Source organism: Enterobacter sp. FUJ80071 (genome assembly GCF_038739915.1).
GTDB lineage: Bacteria > Pseudomonadota > Gammaproteobacteria > Enterobacterales > Enterobacteriaceae > Enterobacter > Enterobacter kobei.
In genome coordinates this window covers 1,591,361-1,610,040 of record NZ_JBBXKH010000001.1, presented here as the reverse complement: position 1 = coordinate 1,610,040, position 18,680 = coordinate 1,591,361, and the positions used below count along the sequence as shown (strand labels likewise).

10 protein-coding genes and 1 pseudogene are annotated in these 18,680 nt (G+C 55.1%); 4 read left to right on the top strand and 7 right to left on the bottom strand.

Annotated features, from left to right (window positions below):
* Positions 1 to 44 precede the first annotated feature (44 nt).
* Positions 45 to 2,657 carry an aminopeptidase N gene (gene pepN / locus AAER43_RS07615; RefSeq protein WP_045134656.1) on the bottom strand — a complete coding sequence of 871 codons (2,613 nt, stop codon included), beginning with the start codon at positions 2,655 to 2,657 and terminating at the stop codon, positions 45 to 47.
* 254 nt (positions 2,658 to 2,911) lie between these two features.
* On the opposite strand from pepN, the gene pncB reads away from it, so the two are divergent.
* From pncB to aspC, 4 genes and pseudogenes are all read left to right on the top strand, one after another.
* Positions 2,912 to 4,114 carry a nicotinate phosphoribosyltransferase gene (gene pncB, locus AAER43_RS07610; protein WP_050861621.1) on the top strand — a complete coding sequence of 401 codons (1,203 nt, stop codon included), beginning with the start codon at positions 2,912 to 2,914 and terminating at the stop codon, positions 4,112 to 4,114.
* Positions 4,115 to 4,279: 165 nt separating this feature from the next.
* Complete coding sequence (gene asnS, locus AAER43_RS07605) at positions 4,280 to 5,680, top strand: asparagine--tRNA ligase (RefSeq protein ID WP_014883234.1); 1,401 nt, start codon at positions 4,280 to 4,282, stop codon at positions 5,678 to 5,680.
* Between the two features lie 607 nt (positions 5,681 to 6,287).
* Positions 6,288 to 7,395 (top strand): annotated as a pseudogene (locus AAER43_RS07600) (porin).
* A gap of 184 nt (positions 7,396 to 7,579) precedes the next feature.
* A complete protein-coding gene (aspC, locus tag AAER43_RS07595) occupies positions 7,580 to 8,770 on the top strand; it encodes an aspartate transaminase (protein ID WP_014883232.1) in 1,191 nt (396 codons plus the stop codon).
* Positions 8,771 to 8,822: 52 nt separating this feature from the next.
* Here aspC and AAER43_RS07590 read toward each other — a convergent pair whose 3' ends face one another.
* From AAER43_RS07590 to mukF, 6 genes are all read right to left on the bottom strand, one after another.
* Entirely contained in the window at positions 8,823 to 9,470 is a 648-nt protein-coding gene (locus tag AAER43_RS07590; protein WP_047027823.1) for an MBL fold metallo-hydrolase, read from the bottom strand.
* A gap of 20 nt (positions 9,471 to 9,490) precedes the next feature.
* On the bottom strand, positions 9,491 to 10,042 hold the full coding sequence (locus tag AAER43_RS07585; RefSeq protein WP_014883230.1) for a YcbK family protein: 552 nt from the start codon (positions 10,040 to 10,042) through the stop codon (positions 9,491 to 9,493).
* A gap of 175 nt (positions 10,043 to 10,217) precedes the next feature.
* Positions 10,218 to 12,041 (bottom strand): L,D-transpeptidase, encoded by a 1,824-nt coding sequence (gene ldtD, locus AAER43_RS07580; RefSeq protein ID WP_057057636.1) that lies wholly within the window; start codon positions 12,039 to 12,041, stop codon positions 10,218 to 10,220.
* Between the two features lie 178 nt (positions 12,042 to 12,219).
* Positions 12,220 to 16,671, bottom strand: a complete 4,452-nt coding sequence (gene mukB / locus AAER43_RS07575) for a chromosome partition protein MukB (RefSeq protein WP_057057635.1) — start codon at positions 16,669 to 16,671, stop codon at positions 12,220 to 12,222.
* Positions 16,671 to 17,375, bottom strand: coding sequence for a chromosome partition protein MukE (gene mukE, locus AAER43_RS07570; protein WP_008499954.1), 705 nt, complete (start codon positions 17,373 to 17,375; stop codon positions 16,671 to 16,673). The genes mukB and mukE overlap by 1 nt, the downstream gene beginning before the upstream one ends.
* Positions 17,356 to 18,678, bottom strand: a complete 1,323-nt coding sequence (gene mukF / locus AAER43_RS07565; protein WP_014883227.1) for a chromosome partition protein MukF — start codon at positions 18,676 to 18,678, stop codon at positions 17,356 to 17,358. Before mukF ends, mukE begins: the two co-directional genes overlap by 20 nt.
* Positions 18,679 to 18,680: the final 2 nt, after the last annotated feature.

Sequence of the window (18,680 nt, the reverse complement as noted above, 5' to 3'; positions counted from 1 at the left end):
TGGGTTGCCGTTTTGCTTTTACCTGCCCACCGGGCTTTTTTACATCACGCTAAGGCTTTCGCGATCTTCTCGTACAAATCGCCGGACAGGTTTTCCAGCCCTTTCAGCTGTTCAAGCGCGGCACGCATTTTCGCCTGACGCTTCGCATCGTAGCGTTTCAGACGGATCAGCGGCTCAATCAGACGCGACGCCACCTGCGGGTTACGGCTGTTCAGTTCGGTCAGCATTTCCACCATGAACTGATAACCGCTGCCGTCCTCCGCGTGGAACGCGGCCGGGTTGCTGCTGGCAAACGCACCAATCAGGGAACGCACGCGGTTCGGGTTACTCATGGTGAACGAACGGTGCTTCAGCAGGCTGCGGACTTTGCTGAGCGCATCGGCCGCCGGGCTGGTCGCCTGCAGAATGAACCATTTGTCCATCACCAGACCATCCTGGTGCCACTTGTCGTCGTACTCCTGCATCAGCGCATCGCGGCACGGCAGTTCAGCGGCAACGCTCGCCGCCAGCGCGGCCAGCGCGTCGGTCATATTGTCCGCTTTATGATACTGCGTGCTCACCAGCGTGTTCGCCAGCTCGGTTTCACCAAACGCCAGATAACGCAGGCAGGTGTTACGCAGAGAACGTTTACCAATGTCCGCGTGCTCAACGCGATAAGCATCAAGCTTATTGGTGTTATAGATGGCGAGGAATTCGTCCGCCAGTTCAGCAGCCAGCGTGCGGGTCAGCGCTTCACGCACGGCCACGATGGCAATCGGGTCAATGATGTCAAACAGCTCGGCAATTTCAGTTGCCGACGGCAGGGTCAGAATTTCAGCCGCCAGCGCCGGATCAATAGATTCATCCAGCAGGATCGCACGGAACGCGTCTGCTACATGCACCGGCAGCGTCAGCGGCTGGCCCTGCTGGTAACGGTTCACGTTCAGCTTGATGTAGGTCGCCAGCAGACTCTGCGCGGCATCCCAGCGGGAGAAATCGTTGCGGGCGTGACGCATCAGGAACGTCAGCTGCTGATCGCTCCACTTGTACTCCAGCTTCACCGGGGCTGAGAATTCGCACAGCAGCGCTGGCACCGGCTGGAAATAGACGTTATCGAAGATAAAGGTCTGCTCTGCCTGGGTTACGTTCAGTACGTGGTGTACCGGATGACCGCCCTTCTGCAGCGGGATCACTTTGCCTTCGTTGTCATACAGCTCAATGCTGAACGGGATGTGCAGCGGATGTTTTTCTTCCTGCTCGGCGGTTGGCGGCGTGCGCTGGCTGATGGTCAGGGTGTATTGCTCGGTTTCCGGGTTGTAGTCGTCTTTAACGGTGACAATCGGTGTCCCGGCCTGGCTGTACCAGCGGCGGAAGTGCGAGAGATCCACGTTAGAGGCATCTTCCATCGCCTGCACAAAATCGTCACAGGTCGCCGCGCTGCCGTCATGACGCTCAAAATAGAGTTGCATCCCTTTCTGGAAGTTCTCTTCGCCCAGCAGGGTGTGGATCATACGGATAATTTCAGCGCCCTTCTCATACACCGTCAGGGTGTAGAAGTTGTTCATCTCAATGACTTTATCCGGACGGATTGGGTGCGCCATTGGGCTGGCATCTTCCGCAAACTGCAGGCCGCGCATAGTGCGGACGTTGTTGATACGGTTTACCGCACGAGAGCCCAGATCGGAGCTGAATTCCTGATCGCGGAAGACGGTCAGTCCCTCTTTCAGGCTCAGCTGGAACCAGTCACGGCAGGTGACGCGGTTACCGGTCCAGTTATGGAAATACTCGTGGCCGATGACGCGTTCGATATCAAGGTAGTCTTTATCGGTAGCGGTGTCGGTACGTGCCAGTACGTATTTGGAGTTAAAGATGTTGAGACCTTTATTCTCCATCGCGCCCATGTTGAAGAAATCGACGGCGACGATCATATAGATGTCGAGGTCGTATTCGAGGCCGAAACGTTCTTCGTCCCACTTCATGGAGTTGATGAGCGAGGTCATCGCCCACGGTGCGCGGTCAAGGTTGCCACGGTCAACAAACAGCTCCAGCGCCACTTCACGCCCGGAGCGGGTTTTGAACGTATCGCGCAGCACATCAAAATCACCCGCCACCAGCGCAAAGAGGTAGCACGGTTTAGGGAACGGATCCTGCCACTGCACCCAGTGACGACCATTTTCCAGTTCGCCCTCACCGACGCGGTTACCGTTGGAGAGCAGGAACGGATAAAGCGTTTTATCGGCGATGATTTTCGTCGTGAAGCGCGCCAGGACGTCCGGGCGGTCCAGGTACCAGGTGATATGGCGGAAACCTTCGGCTTCACACTGGGTACACAGAGCCACGCCTGACTGGTAAAGCCCTTCCAGCGCCGTGTTGGCTGAAGGGCTGATTTCATTCACGATGCGCAGCGTAAAGCGTTCCGGCAGGTTGTCGATGACCAGCTGGTTGCCTTCTTCTTTATAGTCTGACCAGGGTTCATCATTAATATGCAGGGAGACCAGCGTCAGGTCTTCGCCATCGAGACGCAGCGGCACGGCAGTTGCACTGTGGCGCGTCACCTGACTCTCCGCCGTCACGACGGTTTTTATGGCATCCAGGTCAAACGTCAGGTCGATATCGCTAATCAGGTATTCCGGCGCACGGTAGTCGTGGCGGTATTTGGCTTGTGGCTGTTGTGTCATAGAAAACCTTATGCATCGTTTGTCGAGTAACGTTTCAATATATTCCTGTTGCGCAAAACGCGCTATGCAGAATGTTCATCTTTTCAGGCAGAAACACCTTTTTCGCTACATTTGTATAACACGGGGCACAAAATGCCCTCGACCATAAAGTGTGCTTATGTTGTGATCGGGGTTCAATAAATCACTAAACAAGGTATACTCCGGAGTTGTTTATTGTACTAAACGCTCCCGTGAGAGGATGCTACAGCGCACCTATGACTCAATTCGCTTCTCCGGTTCTGCATACGTTGCTGGATACCGACGCGTATAAACTGCATATGCAGCAAGCCGTTTTCCACCATTACTATGACGTTCACGTCGCGGCGGAATTCCGCTGCCGTGGTGACGATTTGCTCGGTATCTACGCAGACTCCATTCGTGAACAGGTCGATGCGATGCAGCATCTGACGCTGCAGGACGATGAATACCAGTGGCTTTCTGGCCTGCCTTTCTTTAAAACCGATTACCTGAACTGGCTGCGTGATTTCCGCTATAAGCCGGAGCAGGTCACCGTGACCAACGAGAACGGCAAGCTGGATATTCGCCTTGAAGGTCCGTGGCGGGAAGTGATCATGTGGGAAGTGCCGCTGCTGGCAGTGATCAGCGAGTTGGCTCACCGCTACCGTTCGCCGGAAATGGGTGTCACCCAGGCGGTCGCCTCGCTGGAAAATAAACTTGCAGCCTTCACCACGCTGACCGAAGGGCTGGATATGTCCCGCTTCCGCCTGATGGATTTCGGCACCCGTCGCCGTTTCTCTCGCGAGGTTCAGCAGGCCATCGTTAAACGTCTGCAGCAGGAGCCGTGGTTCGTGGGCACCAGTAACTACGACCTGGCGCGTCGCCTCAACCTGACGCCGATGGGCACCCAGGCGCACGAGTGGTTCCAGGCGCATCAGCAAATCAGCCCGGATCTGGCTAACAGCCAGCGCGCGGCCCTCGCCGCATGGCTTGAGGAGTACCCGAATCAACTCGGGATCGCCCTCACCGACTGCATTACGATGGATGCCTTCCTGCGTGACTTCGGACCCGAGTTTGCTGAGCGTTATCAGGGGTTACGCCACGATTCCGGGGACCCGGTTGAATGGGGCGAGAAGGCGATAGCCCATTACCAAAAACTCGGCATTGACCCGATGAGTAAGGTGCTGGTTTTCTCCGATAATCTTGACCTGTCGAAAGCGGTTGAACTTTATCGCCATTTCAACACCCGAGTGAACCTGAGCTTCGGGATTGGTACCCGTTTGACCTGCGACATTCCTCAGGTAAAACCTCTGAATATTGTGATAAAGCTGGTGGAATGTAACGGCAAGCCGGTGGCGAAACTCTCCGACAGCCCGGGTAAAACCATCTGCCATGACAAAGCGTTTGTCCGCGCATTGCGCAAAGCCTTCGATCTCCCGCAGATCAAAAAAGCCAGTTAAGCGCTTACGGGAGCCTGAAGGGCTCCCTTCCCTTATTTATTTCTCAATTCTTCTCTTTTGACTGCGAAATTTACTTGTCTGATAGCGGATGGCAGGTAACATAGATATCCCCCCATAAGGGTGGACAAGTGTTTATTTTTTCCGACTATTAACAGAGAGAATATTATGAGCGTTGTGCCTGTAGCCGACGTACTCCAGGGCCGTGTCGCCGTTGACCAGGAAGTCACCGTGCGCGGATGGGTGCGTACCCGCCGAGATTCTAAAGCTGGCATCTCCTTCCTCGCCGTCTATGACGGTTCCTGCTTTGATCCTGTACAGGCCGTCATTAATAATTCTCTGCCCAATTACAATGATGACGTTCTGCACCTGACAACCGGCTGTTCCGTCATTGTGACCGGCGTGGTTGTGGCGTCTCCGGGTCAGGGCCAGAGTTTCGAAATTCAGGCCTCTGCGATTGAAGTGACCGGCTGGGTTGAAGATCCGGACACCTACCCGATGGCGGCAAAACGTCACAGCATCGAGTACCTGCGTGAAGTGGCGCACCTGCGTCCACGTACCAACCTGATCGGCGCGGTGGCACGCGTGCGCCATACGCTGGCTCAGGCGCTGCATCGCTTCTTCGATGAGCAGGGTTACTTCTGGGTGTCTACCCCACTGATCACCGCTTCCGATACGGAAGGTGCGGGTGAAATGTTCCGCGTCTCGACGCTGGACATGGAAAACCTGCCGCGCACGCCAGAAGGTAAAGTGGACTATGACAAAGACTTCTTTGGTAAAGAGGCCTTCCTGACGGTATCCGGTCAGCTCAACGGCGAAACCTACGCCTGTGCACTGTCTAAGATTTATACCTTCGGCCCAACCTTCCGTGCTGAAAACTCCAACACCAGCCGCCACCTGGCGGAATTCTGGATGCTGGAGCCGGAAGTGGCGTTTGCTAACCTCGACGATGTCGCCGGTCTGGCAGAAGCGATGCTGAAGTACGTCTTCAAAGCGGTGCTGGAAGAGCGTCCGGACGATATGAAGTTCTTCGCTGAGCGCGTAGACAGCGATGCGGTCGCCCGTCTGGAACGTTTTGTCTCTGCCGACTTTGCGCAGGTGGACTATACCGACGCGGTTGCGATCCTCGAGAAATGCGGTGAGAAGTTCGAGAACCCGGTTTACTGGGGCGTTGACCTGGCGTCTGAGCACGAACGCTATCTGGCCGAGAAACATTTCAAAGCGCCGGTTGTCGTTAAAAACTACCCGAAAGACATCAAGGCCTTCTATATGCGCCTTAACGAAGACGGTAAAACCGTCGCAGCGATGGACGTCCTGGCGCCTGGCATCGGTGAAATCATCGGTGGTTCTCAGCGTGAAGAACGTCTGGATGTGCTGGACGCGCGCATGGAAGAGATGGGTCTCAATCCTGCGGACTACAGCTGGTATCGCGATCTTCGTCGTTACGGCACCGTTCCGCATTCAGGTTTCGGCCTGGGCTTCGAGCGTCTGATCGCCTACGTTACCGGTGTTCAGAACGTGCGTGATGTGATTCCGTTCCCGCGTACGCCACGTAACGCCAGCTTCTAAGAGCAAAAAAACAGACCATGGCCAGCATTTGCTGGCCATTATTTTATTCTGCACTGTCAGTTTTCGTCAGCGCAAAGTCAGTGTTTTTAAAGCACCACCCCGTCACAACCACTACCTGTTACGTTTTGTTTCCGAGAAACATCTAGCCACAAAAAATAAACCCTATTCTTATTGCGATTATTACACCCTCAAGCAATAGCACAATTTTCAACCACTTTTTCAGCCATCCAGAAGTCTTTTTTCGGTCATAAGAAAAAACGAGTCGTTTAACATCTGTTTATAGGAATTGCCTTTATCCAAATTAATCATAAGGAATTCATATATATAGGAAACAATCTGCTGTTTAATTCGCCAGGGCGTTCTGAAATTTGAGATGGTTCACAAAGTTCCGAAAAATACACATTTAGTTACACATATTTTCTTTTTGTAACTTAATCTTGAGAATTGTAGCACTTTCAGGCTAGCGAAACGCTTCGGTGAATGGAAAGATGCCTGTCAGATACATAAAGACACCTAACTCTCATCAATAGTTCCGGAAATATTTATTGACAGAATTTATTGACGGCAGTGGCGAGTGTCATAAAAAAACCAATGAGGGTAATAAATAATGATGAAGCGCAATATTCTGGCAGTGGTAATCCCTGCCCTGCTGGTAGCCGGTGCAGCTAACGCTGCAGAAATCTATAACAAGAACGGCAACAAACTGGACTTCTACGGGAAAGTTAACGCCGAGCACGATTTCGTGACCTCTGGTGATAACACTAACAACAACGACGCAACTTACGCGCAGATCGGTTTCAAAGGCGAAACTCAGATCAACGACCAGCTGACCGGTTACGGCCAGTGGGAATACCGCTTCATGGCCAATGATGCGGAAAACACTGCACAGAAAAACAAAAACCGTCTGGCCTTTGCCGGTCTGAAAGCGGGTGACGCTGGCAGCATCGACTACGGTCGTAACTACGGTATCGTTTACGACGTTGAGTCATACACCGATATGGCACCGTCCTTCTCAGGTATGACCTGGGGCGGTAACTACGTTGATAACTTTATGACCAGCCGTAGCACCGGCCTGCTGACCTACCGTAACAGCGATTTCTTCGGTCTGGTTGACGGTCCTGAGCCTGGGCGTACAGTACCAGGGTAAAAACGACCGTGCTGACGTTAAAACCTCTAACGGTGACGGCGTAGGTTACTCCCTGGGTTACGACTTCGGCGAAGGCTTCGGTGCAATCGCATCTTACAGCAACGCTAACCGTACTCTGAACCAGAAAGCTGATGGTCAGGGTGACAAAGCTGAAGCATGGGGTGTTGGTCTGAAATATGACGCTAACAACCTGTACCTGGCAACCACCTATGCAGAAACCCGTAACACCACCCGTACCGGTTCTAGCGGTGATGCTGGTTTTGCTAACAAAACGCAGAACTTCGAAGTGGTTGCTCAGTACCAGTTCGACTTCGGCCTGCGTCCAGCCATCTCCTACGTGCAGACCAAAGGTAAAGACCTGGCTGCCGTCGGCGGCTTCAGCGGTGGCGATGCAGACCTGGCTAAATTCATCCAGGTGGGTACCACTTACTACTTCAACAAAAACTTCAACGTGTGGGCTGACTACTACATCAACCTGCTGGACAAAGACACCGACTACGCGAAAGCGGTTGGCGGTCTGAACGGCAACGACGATATGGCTGCTGTGGGTGTAACCTACCAGTTCTAATCAGAACACCACTTTGTTATATGCTTAATGAACAGGGCTTCGGCCCTGTTTTTTTATGCCTGACAGAAAATAATGGCGACTTTTGAAAAGCCGCACGCTTTTCGTCGCAAACGGTTGGCATTTTGTAAATCTACCGTTAACCTGATAGCGGATTTCACTTCTGTAATCACAATGGAACTTCGTCATGTTTGAGAACATTACCGCCGCTCCTGCCGACCCAATTCTGGGCCTGGCCGATCTGTTTCGTGCCGACGACCGCCCTGGCAAAATCAACCTGGGTATTGGTGTATATAAAGATGAAACCGGCAAAACCCCGGTACTGACCAGCGTAAAGAAAGCTGAGCAGTATCTGCTGGAAAATGAAACCACCAAAAACTACCTCGGTATTGATGGTATTCCTGAATTTGGTCGCTGCACGCAGGAGCTGCTGTTCGGTAAAGGTAGCGCAATTGTGAGTGACAAACGTGCGCGTACAGCACAGACACCAGGCGGTACCGGCGCACTGCGTGTGGCGGCGGATTTCCTTGCGAAAAACACCTCTGTTAAGCGTGTCTGGGTGAGCAACCCAAGCTGGCCGAACCACAAGAGCGTCTTTAACTCTGCAGGTCTGGAAGTGCGCGAATACGCTTACTACGATGCGGCAAACCATGCTCTCGACTTTGATGGCCTGCTGGCAAGCCTGAACGAAGCGCAGGCGGGTGATGTGGTGCTGTTCCACGGCTGCTGCCATAACCCAACCGGTATCGACCCGACGCTTGAGCAGTGGGAACAGCTGGCTAAACTCTCCGTAGAGAAAGGCTGGCTGCCGCTGTTTGACTTCGCCTATCAGGGCTTCGCCCGTGGACTGGAAGAAGATGCAGAAGGCCTGCGCGCTTTTGCAGCCGTGCACCAGGAATTGATCGTTGCCAGCTCCTACTCCAAGAACTTCGGTCTGTACAATGAGCGTGTAGGTGCCTGTACGCTGGTTGCGGCTAACGACGAAACCGTCGATCGTGCCTTCAGCCAGATGAAATCGGTTATCCGCGCGAACTACTCTAACCCACCGGCACACGGTGCGTCCGTTGTTGCGACCATTCTCAGCAACGATGCGCTGCGCGCGATCTGGGAACAAGAGCTGAACGATATGCGCCAGCGTATCCAGCGTATGCGTCTGCTGTTTGTTAATACTCTGGCCGAGAAAGGCGCAGACCGTGACTTCAGCTTCATCATCAAACAGAACGGCATGTTCTCTTTCAGCGGCCTGACCAAAGAGCAGGTTCTGCGTCTGCGTGAAGAGTTTGGCGTATACGCCGTGGCTTCCGGTCGCGTGAACGTGGCAGGGATGACGCCTGACAACATGGCGCCTCTGTGCGAAGCGATTGTCGCCGTACTGTAATTTACGCCCACAAAAAAGCCTGCGTTCAGCAGGCTTTTTTATTTAACCAGGTTTACCAGACAGGCATCTCATCCTGAAGGAACGGATTATGGAGCCGTTCATAGCCCAGCGTCGACATCGGACCGTGTCCAGGGATAAACGTCACGTCATCACCCAGCGGCAATAACTTCTGTTTGATCGACTGAATCAGCTGCCCGTGATCGCCGCGCGGAAAATCGCTGCGTCCTACGCCGCCTTTGAAAATCACGTCGCCAGAAATCAGCAGACGAGACTGGTCATCAAAGAAGACGATATGGCCTGGCGTATGCCCAGGACAATGCAACACCTGTAAAGTCACATTCCCTACGTTAACGCGCTCTCCTTCGTTCAGCCAGCGATCGGGCGTCAGAGGCTGACACTCATCAAGGCCAAACATGCGGCTTTGGGCAGGTAACCCCTGCAGCCAGAACTCATCTTCTTTTTCCGGACCGATGATCGGCACACCAAAATGCTGTGCCAGCTCTGCCGCTGCGCCAACATGATCGAGATGACCATGCGTCAGTAAAATCTGCATCAGCGTCACACCGCTGTCGGCGACGTCCTGCTTGATTTTCTCGGCGTCACCGCCGGGATCAACAAGCGCGGCCAGTTTGGTTTGCTCGCACCAGATCAATGAACAGTTCTGGGAGAACGCGGTAACCGGAATAATACGATAGTTCATACTGCTCCTGTGTTTCGTTATTACCAGTGCCGGACCGGACCGGTATCAATATGCACAAAGTTGCTGCTGGGATAATATCCTACACCACCTGCGCGCATAGATAACGCAGCTTTGCGAATATTGGCTAACGAAACGCCTTCAATATGGAAATCCATTGCCTGTCCCTTCGTGTGATAGCTTTTTTTCGCTACCCCACGGCTATGGGCGCGTAGTTCATTATTGGTATCCAGTGAGCGATAACCAGAAATGAGCTGCACGGGCTTCCTGGTGCCCAGCAGGCCCTGAAGGCGGAACAACTGATCAAACAATCCTGGGTCGATGGCTTTTACTTTATTCGCGCGGAAATCACGGAAAAAATGGTTGAGTCTTGCTAATTCATCCTGAATATAGCCTCTGCCATCGAAAAACTCCGCTTTTAGCGACTCACCGGTATGAAGATTGTTGAGCGTTAAAACTCGCGGACGAGGTGTCGAGAGGGTGGCAAATGCTGGCGTCGGCAAGATGGCCGCTGCGCCAAGCGCAACACCACCTAACGCCAGCAGTTTGCGGCGATTAGCGTCAAATTTGTCCATGATAATCAGGTCTACAGGTCAATGAAATCGTAAGTATGCTTAGCGCACGAAGGGCACCTTAACTGGCAAAACGGGGTACGTCAAGGCGCCCAACCCCAGTGAATACGCGGCTTACAGCGATATCGCCCCCTATTCACCATAACTTACGACAATCATTTTTCCCGAACTACTTCATTTACCTGATTAATTGTTCCGCTTTTGGCAAAATTTGTGCGCCGGATCGCGCAGTGAGATCATAATTGTAAATATCTGTACGATACTGAGTGCGCCCGTCTTCACCCACAAACGCCGTCAGATAGTAAAGATTGACCGGAATGTTGTGTCGAATATTCACGTAGCGCGTATCCCCCTGTTTCAGGGCGTCAGAAATACGCGTATCGTTCCAGCCCGCATCCTGCAACAGCATATTGGCCAGCTCCGAGGCTTTGTTTACGCGCACGCAGCCTGAACTGAGGGCGCGGGTATCTTTCTGGAACAAGTTGTGGTTCGGCGTATCGTGCAGATAGATAGCATCTGAACTCGGCATATTGAATTTGTAACGCCCCAGGGAGTTATGCGCCCCGGGAGCCTGCTGGAAGCGGAACGGCAGGTTGGAAGCCGTAATCGTCGACCAGTCGACCATGTAAGGATCAATCGCCTCTTTACTGTTCCAGCCGCGCATCACCGTATAGCCATGACGTTCCAGATAACCCGGATCGTTCCAGACCTTTGGCAGAATGTCTTTACGTGCCAGCGTCGGCGGCACGTTCCACGGTGGGTTAACCACCACGTTATTTAACGCGCTGCTCATCATCGGTGTTTTACGATCCGGACGCCCGACAATGACGCGCGAGGCCAGTTTTTCGCTGCCATCCTGATAATAGACCAGGGAATAGGCCGGAATATTCACCATAATGCCTGTGGACAAGGTGCCCGGCAGCAGGCGCAAACGCTGAATATTCAGTGCCAGCACCCCTGCCCGCTGCGCAGGAGAGACGTTAAGCCAGTCGCGCGTTGACGGACCTATTACCCCGTCGGCACCCAGCCCCTGCGCAGCCTGGAATTGCTTAACCGCAGCAACCAGTTCGCGATCGTATGCCGCAGGTTTATCGCTCAGGAGAGCGGCCTTCTTCTCTTTCACCGGCGCTGACGGGCTCACAACCGCGCTTTGCGGATCGTCGCCCGGCAGGGCAATCTTCGGCCCGCCCTCAAGAATACCGGAGCGTTTCAGGATTTCGCGCAGAGCAGGAACATCGCTGCTCCACTGGCCTGGACGCAGCGTCGCGGTACCCCGCATTTGCGGCCAGGGACGCGAGTCGCCCACCAGCGCGAGGAGCGACTCATGCAGGGTGGCATACTGCGGGTGCGCTGGGGCGAAACTGGCAATAAAGCGCGGCAGATCGCCATTATCCAGCGCCAGCTGCCACTGGTTGATAACCGACAGCGCTGGCGTCGCCAGCTTGTAGGGCTTATCGCTATATAACCAGCGGTTGCCGTTGACCGGAATACCCGCCACAAACTGCAGATAGCCCACCATGGCATCGGAAAGCACCACGTCCCGCGCCTGGCCAGTGACGGCTGGATCGGTTAACAGCTCAACCCACTTCGTAAACTGCGGCTGAAAACCCGCAATCGCCACTTCTGCCAGCTGCTGCTGGAACGCGCGCACGGCATCACGGTCTTCCCACATGGGTTTCATGTCCCGGGCAGCATAAAGCAGCGTGAGCTGATTGATATAGGCGGGCGTGTAGCCTGACGGCAACCCTGAGAGGAGCTGCTGGCTAAGCGATTCGATATCGATGCCTTCCGGCAACGGCTTAATGCCGGCCATGACGGCGGTCGCCGGAGACTGTTCCAGCGGCTGAGACAATGACGTCGGCTGCGCGCCTGTCGCTGCGGAGCTGTCCGTCGGCACAATTTCAGGCTCGTCGGCCTGGGCGGTTAACAGTGGAGCAAACATCACTGCCAGGCATAAACTCAGCGCAGACAGCTGACGACCACATTCTTTCTTTAGCAACATCCCTTGCCCCCTGTTTTCACGACATGCCCATCACGGTGGGGCTTTCTTTTATTATAGGTAGACGGCAAACCTGTTGCCTTACCTTATGTAAAGAAGTTTAAAGATAACGCAGCCCTAAGCACAAGTTAAGTGAATAAAAAAAGCGGCGCTTTTGCGCCGCTCTTTGTAACAAAACGCCTCAGGAAGCGTCTGCCGTGGTTTCCGGCAATGACTCCGGAGGCTGCGGCGCAAAACCACGCAACCCGACAACATGAACGTGTTCGCTGTTCTGGAACACTTTACGCACCAGTTTATAGGTGGTCCCTTTTTCAGGGCTGATGTTTTCCGGTGCCGCAATGATGAGCTGCATATCAAGACGCTCGCAAAGCTCAAACAGCGTGGCAATAGAGCGGGCATCAAGACGCGCCGCTTCATCCAGGAACAGCAGGCGGCATGGAGAGATGTCTTTACCGCGCAGACGGCGCGCTTCATCTTCCCAGCTCTGTACAACCATCACCAGAATGGACATCCCGGTACCGATCGCTTCACCGGTAGAGAGCGCCCCGGATTCCGCACGCAGCCAGCCGTCTGAACCACGGTTAACCTCAACTTCCATTTCCAGGTAGTTACGGTAATCCAGCAGTTCTTCACCGATGGTTTGCGGCGTGCGCTGACCCATATCAATCTGCGGGTTCAGACGCTGGTACAGCTTCGCCAGCGCTTCAGAAAAGGTCAGACGGTTGCTGTTGAACAGATCCTGGTGCTGCTCGTGCTGCTCAGAGAGCACGTCCAGCAGCGTCGCGTGGGCTTCACGCACGTTGACGTTGAGACGCACGCTGTTCACCTGACCAAACGACACGCTCTGCAGACCCTGGTTCAGCTGGCGGATACGGTTCTGCTCACGCTGAATGGTCTTGCGAATAATATTCGCCACGCTGCGGGAGCTGATAGCCAGCTTCTGCTCGCGCGAAGTCAGCTCTTCCGTCAGACGCCCCAGCTCGATTTCCATCTGTTCGATGGCCTCGACCGGATCGTCGGTACGGATGATATCCTGACGAATACGCTCACGCAGATGCTGATAAACCGCCACGAAGAACTGAATTTTACGCTCAGGACGTTTCGGATCTTCTGACATGCGCAGCACATCGCGCAGGTGCTCGTTATCCGCCACCGCCAGGCGCAGCGCACCCAACGCCTTATCCGACATTGAACGCAGCTCATCGGCTGAGAGGTACGCCAGTTCGCGACGGTGCAGGCGACGTTCCACGTTGTTGTCTTTCACCATCCGCATGACCGCACACCAGCCCGCTTTCGCCGTCACCACCTGCTCGCGCATCTCGTGATAGTCGCGTTCCAGCTTGCGCAGGCGACGGGTCAGGTTATCCATTTCGGCTTCGCAGAAGGTCAGCGCTTTTTCCAGCTGATTACGACGCGCACGGTTGTTGCTGAGCTGGCTATGCAGTTCATCACGACGAAGACGGGCGCGCTCTTCCGCCCCGCTGTCGGCACGGACGCCAATGTCCTGCAACTCTTTCTGCAGGTCGTTTAACAGCTCTTTCTTGGTGTCGAAGGAGCTTTTCAGCGAGGCCAGCACCTGGTTGTACTGATTAAGCTGAGCGGAGTGGCTGCGCATCGCTTCGCGTGCGCGGGTACGTTCCGCTTCTGCCTGCTCAAGACGTTGACGCAGCTTTTCATTCAGGTCGCTGTTACCGTTCAGCATTTCAGCCGAATCGGAATAGCCGAAGTGTGCGCGACGCTGCACGACTTCCGTCAGGGCAAACGCCTGCTGACGCGCTTCGCGCTGCACCTGCTGCGACCAGGCATAATCTTCTTTTAACTGCTCGAACTGTTCCGGGTCGCTCTGCAGGACAGACACCACGGGCTCCAGCTTCGCCAGTTGATTGCCGTGCTGCTGCACGAAACGCGCGGCTTCCTGGGCTTCATCCAGACGTTCCTGGATCTCATCCACGCGATCGGCCAGCGTGTCATCTGCCAGCAGGTTGAGGCGCGGCAGGATGCGGTTAAGGGCCGCGACGCCCTCTTTCGCCTGTTCAAACTGGACGCGACTCTGCTGGTTGTCACTTTCATGACTGGCAATGGCGCGTTCCAGCTCGCCGCGGCGGGTATTGAGTTTGCGGATTTCCGCTTCCGGGTCGGCTTCAAACGCCACACCCAGATGGCTACCGATAAAGCGGCTGAACGCCTGATGCAGACGCTGGGTTTTCTGTACATCAAACGACAGGGTCGCAAAACGTTCCGACAGCGTTTCACGCTCGGCATGGAGGCTCTCAATACGGCTTTCACGCGCGGCACGGCCAAACAGCGGCAGTTCCGGGAAGCGGGAGTAACGCCACTGGCGGTCAGCGATTTTCACCACCACCGCTTTTTCCAGCTCGTCAACGCTAAACACGCTGTCATCGAACGACTGCGGATCCCCTTCGATCAGATAGAGATCTTCCGGGCAATCTTCCAGCCCGGCGAGCTGGTCAGAAATCAGCGACAGATCCGGCACCACAATCGCGTTACGGGATGGACCGTACAATGCGGAGAAGTATGGCGCATCGTCCAGGCCGACATCGTCGTAAATCTCAGACAGCAGTACGCCACCAAAACGCTCGGCTAAGGCATTGAGCCGCGGATCTTCTGACCCGCCCGGCTGGCTTAAGCGCTCAATTTCTTCATCGACGTCACGCTTACGTGCGCCGACTTCATCACGCTCAACAATGGCTTCGCGCTCACGCTCCAGCAGCTGTTGCAGGTATTCGGTCACCTGCTGGCTGGATTCGAACTGTTCGCCGCACTGTTCGCTGAGCTGGTTAAGGCTGCTTTGCGCCGCCAGCCAGACCGGCGCGCGCTCCAGGAGCCTTTTAGAACGGGACTGAAGCTGTTCCAGCTCCTGGCGCAGGGTCATGCGCTGCTCACTGGCGCTGGAGACCGTATCGGAAAGCGCAGCGATACGCGCTTCCAGCTCCTGATGCAGCGCCTCAAGCTCGTCGAAATCGTAATGTTTACCCTGACGCTTACAGAACTCAGCCAGCAAACGCTCGGCTTCCTGCTGCTCACGCAAGCGCTGTTCCAGTTCGTTCAGGCGCATACGTAGCGGCTGCACCTGCTCGGCCAGATGGCGCTGGTTGACGCCGTCGCGCAGCAGTTCACGGGCAACGTTCCAGGCTTCGTTACGCGCCAGCGGGCCATTAATGGCGACCACCAGCTGATACGCTTGTTCAAACTGGCTGTGCGCCGTTTGCGCGACGCTCATTTTCTGTTCAAGAGAGAGCAGTTTCTCGGTGGCTTCCTGCTCTTTGGCCTGGAAGGTATCCAGCCACTCGTCGGCGCTTTCCGGCGTCAGGTCAGGCAGATGGCACAGCTCTTTCGCGCGCTGTAACGCCTGCAGTGCCTGGGTGTACTGAATCGCACGCGTCTGCTGCACGTCCAATGCCTGCTGGTAATCAGCAAGCTGGCTTTTCAGCTCATCCACTTCCAGCTCGGCGGCTTCGGCGCGGGCTTCGTTCTCTTCCTGCATCTCGGCGGCTTCGGCCACCACTTCATTTTGCTCTTCGAGACGAATTTGCAGCTCATCGAGATCCGCTTCGTAGCGCTCGATTTTCTCCTGCTGGCGCAGCGCGGTCTGCACCAGGTTCAGGTGATCGCTGGCGGCCTGGTAGTCGGCTTCCAGATCACCTTCAGCACCGTTGTGCTCGCCCAGCTCGCGCGCCATTTCGACGTGCTTATACTGCTCTGCCACCAGCTGTTTACGGGAGGTAAACAGTTCGCGGCGGTATTCTAATGCCTGATCGAGATGGACGCGGCGCTCATTGGCGTGACGCATGTAGTCCGCCGCCACGTAGTTGGTGGCTTCGCTGATCAGGTGTTTAAACAGGTCACGGTCTGACTGGGTCACGCGAATCGCTTCCAGCGTCATGCGGTTTTCACGCAGCGCCGCTTCCATATCCTGGAACGCCTTACGCACGCCGCTGTTCTCCGGCAACAGGTAGTCGCGCAGGGAGCGGGTAATGGCGCTGGAGATACCGCCGTACAGGGACGCTTCGATCAGACGGTAGTATTTGCTACGGTCTGAAGCGGTACGCAGACGACGCGCCACTACGCCCAGATCGAACATCAGGGAGTGGTAGTCGGTGATGGAGTTGAACTGCTTGAACTGCACGCCCTCAATGGCTTCGAGCTTGTCTTTCAGTTCCTGTAACGTCAGCACGCGCGCCTGGCGTTCATTCAGGGTTTCCGTCAGCAGCGCGGTCGGCTGCACGGAGGTTGGCAGCCCCTGGATAGCAAACGGTTTGATATCCACTTTACGGTCGCGACCGGCAACCTGCTGCAAACGAACCCCCACCACCACGCGCTGGTGACGAGAGTTGATGACGTCCAGAACGGAATAACAGACGCCCGCTTTCAGCTTACCGTGCAGACCTTTATCGCGGGAGCCGCTTGTCGCGCCTGCTTCAGTGGTGTTACGGAAGTGAAGCAACGTCAGGTCGGGGATCAGCGCCGTCACAAACGCCGCCATGGTGGTGGATTTCCCCGCCCCGTTACCGCCGGAGAGCGTCGTGACCAGCTCGTCCAGATCGAAGGTTCGGGCAAAGAAGCCGTTCCAGTTAATCAGAGTTAGTGAGCGAAATTTACCGCGTTCAATCATTACTCTTCCTCCCCGCTATCCGGCAGATTCTCTTCATGCTCGTCATTGAGCTGCAAATGGTTTTCCACCGGCATCGCTTCACCGTCACGGATCATGCGAAGCTGCGCTTCACGCGCGTCATCCCCCGCACGCACATCGGCGCCGAAGCGGAAGACTGATTCCGTAATGCGGAATTTGCTGCTGTCGTGGCCCATAAACCAGACCATCCCCAGACGACGCAGACGGTTCAGGGAAGAGCGCACCTTTTCCTGTAATTTCTGACGGTCAAGATCCGATCCGGTCGAACGGTTGTTCACCAGCTTGAGCAGCTTGCTCTCATCCGCCAGCGTCAGTAGCTCATCGTAGAGTTCCTGCTGGGTGAAGATGCCTTCATTCGCCAGACGTTCCGGGCTGAGATAGAGATAGCAAAGAATTTTGCCGACCATCATATCCAGCTCGGAGAGCACGGAGCGCGGGATCAGCGTCGTGGAGCGCGGGCGCAGGTAGAAAAAACCTTCCGGCGCGCGAATCAGCTCCACGTTGTAGCGGGCGTAAAACTCTTCCAGGTACTCCTGGAAGTCCATCAAAAAGGCGTGATTATCCAGCTCGTCTAAGCCAATGTGACGACCGGCACGCAGCTGGCTGTCCAGCGCCGGAAATAACGGATTCGCCAGCGCCTGTGCCAGCTTAACCGGCATCACTTGTTCAATATTTGTCAATGACATGCGCCTGTACCTTGGCTCCGTAATCGTTAATTGGCTGCCACTTCGGCGGCAGTCCGGTGAAATCTGCTTGCGCGATACCCAGGCGCACCGCCTGGTCTACCACAATGCGGGCAACGTCGAAGTGGCGCGCTCGCGGATATTGCGCCAGATAGTCGCGCACCACGAGTCCAAGATCCAGCGGAGCTTGTCTGGTTTTGTAGACAGCGAGCTGTTCTTCGATCATCGCCGCAAGTTGCTCACGAATTTCGTTGAATTCTTCGAACTCCAGATCCGGCGGCAGTTCACCGGTCACCTCTTCATCGCGCAATGCCATCTCTTCGTCGCGCATATCCAGCAGACGATCGGCATTGGCGTAGGTCAGCGCCCATGGCGCATCGAAGTAGGTCTGAACCGACTGGCGCAGACGCTGAGCAAAGACGCGATTTTTATCCATATCAATCGCGGTGCGGATAAACTTATGCACGTGTCGGTCGTAGCCGATCCACAGGTCGATCGACTGCTGTCCCCAGCTAATGATGCGGTCGAGCTTGCTCTGCAGATCGAACACCAGACGGTCGATAAAATGCAGATCGTCATGCGCCAGCGTCGCGTCCTGGATGCGCAGCAGGTTGGCTTGCAGCTTATCCCCTGCCGCCTCCAGCGTATCCTGCAGTTCACGCAGTGTACCGGAGGTTTCTGACAGTAAAAGTTCGCAGCTGGAGATGGCCGCACGCCAGTCTTTATTCAGCAGCTGCGCGATGTCGTCTTTGACCTGCTGCTGCTGTTCGTCCATCAAACGCTGGGTAAGATCGATGCTGTCGAAAATCTCGGCCACCGAATATTTCAGCGGCGCGTAAACGTTGCGGTGCCAGTGGAATTCATCACCGTTTTCATCTGCAGCATCGGCGGCACGCTTAAGCTCACCCGCCACGATCGAGAGCTGCATGGAAAGACGCAGCGTGGAAAATTCGCGCTGGCGAATGTAGTAATCGGTGATGCCAATACCCAACGGCGTCAGGCGATAGATGGCGTTTCCTTCCGCCTGCTCGCTGGTAAAGCGGTTCAGCAGACGTTGACGCACCATATCGTTGATTGCGTTGTTGGCACGCACGCTAATGGTTTCGCTGGTTTGCTCAAACGCATCACTGACATGGCGGAACGCATCCACCAGTTCACCCTCGCTCATTTCGCCATCCAGCCGTTCGCCGTTCAGCGTGGCAACCGCCAGCAGGAAAGAGAGTCTGTCTACCGGCAGCGAGATGGAGAAATCGTTTTTCCTGGCCCAGGCAACCAGTTCGGGGACTGTCTGGGAAAATTCACTCATAG

Bases quoted from the DNA above. Each gene is read 5' to 3' on its own strand.
- AAER43_RS07585 (WP_014883230.1), bottom strand. From the start codon at position 10,042: ATGGACAAATTTGACGCTAATCGCCGCAAACTGCTGGCGTTAGGTGGT.
- aspC (WP_014883232.1), top strand. From the start codon at position 7,580: ATGTTTGAGAACATTACCGCCGCTCCTGCCGACCCAATTCTGGGCCTG.
- mukE (WP_008499954.1), bottom strand. From the start codon at position 17,375: ATGTCATTGACAAATATTGAACAAGTGATGCCGGTTAAGCTGGCACAG.
- pncB (WP_050861621.1), top strand. From the start codon at position 2,912: ATGACTCAATTCGCTTCTCCGGTTCTGCATACGTTGCTGGATACCGAC.
- pepN (WP_045134656.1), bottom strand. From the start codon at position 2,657: ATGACACAACAGCCACAAGCCAAATACCGCCACGACTACCGTGCGCCG.
- asnS (WP_014883234.1), top strand. From the start codon at position 4,280: ATGAGCGTTGTGCCTGTAGCCGACGTACTCCAGGGCCGTGTCGCCGTT.
- ldtD (WP_057057636.1), bottom strand. From the start codon at position 12,041: ATGTTGCTAAAGAAAGAATGTGGTCGTCAGCTGTCTGCGCTGAGTTTA.
- AAER43_RS07590 (WP_047027823.1), bottom strand. From the start codon at position 9,470: ATGAACTATCGTATTATTCCGGTTACCGCGTTCTCCCAGAACTGTTCA.
- mukF (WP_014883227.1), bottom strand. From the start codon at position 18,678: ATGAGTGAATTTTCCCAGACAGTCCCCGAACTGGTTGCCTGGGCCAGG.
- mukB (WP_057057635.1), bottom strand. From the start codon at position 16,671: ATGATTGAACGCGGTAAATTTCGCTCACTAACTCTGATTAACTGGAAC.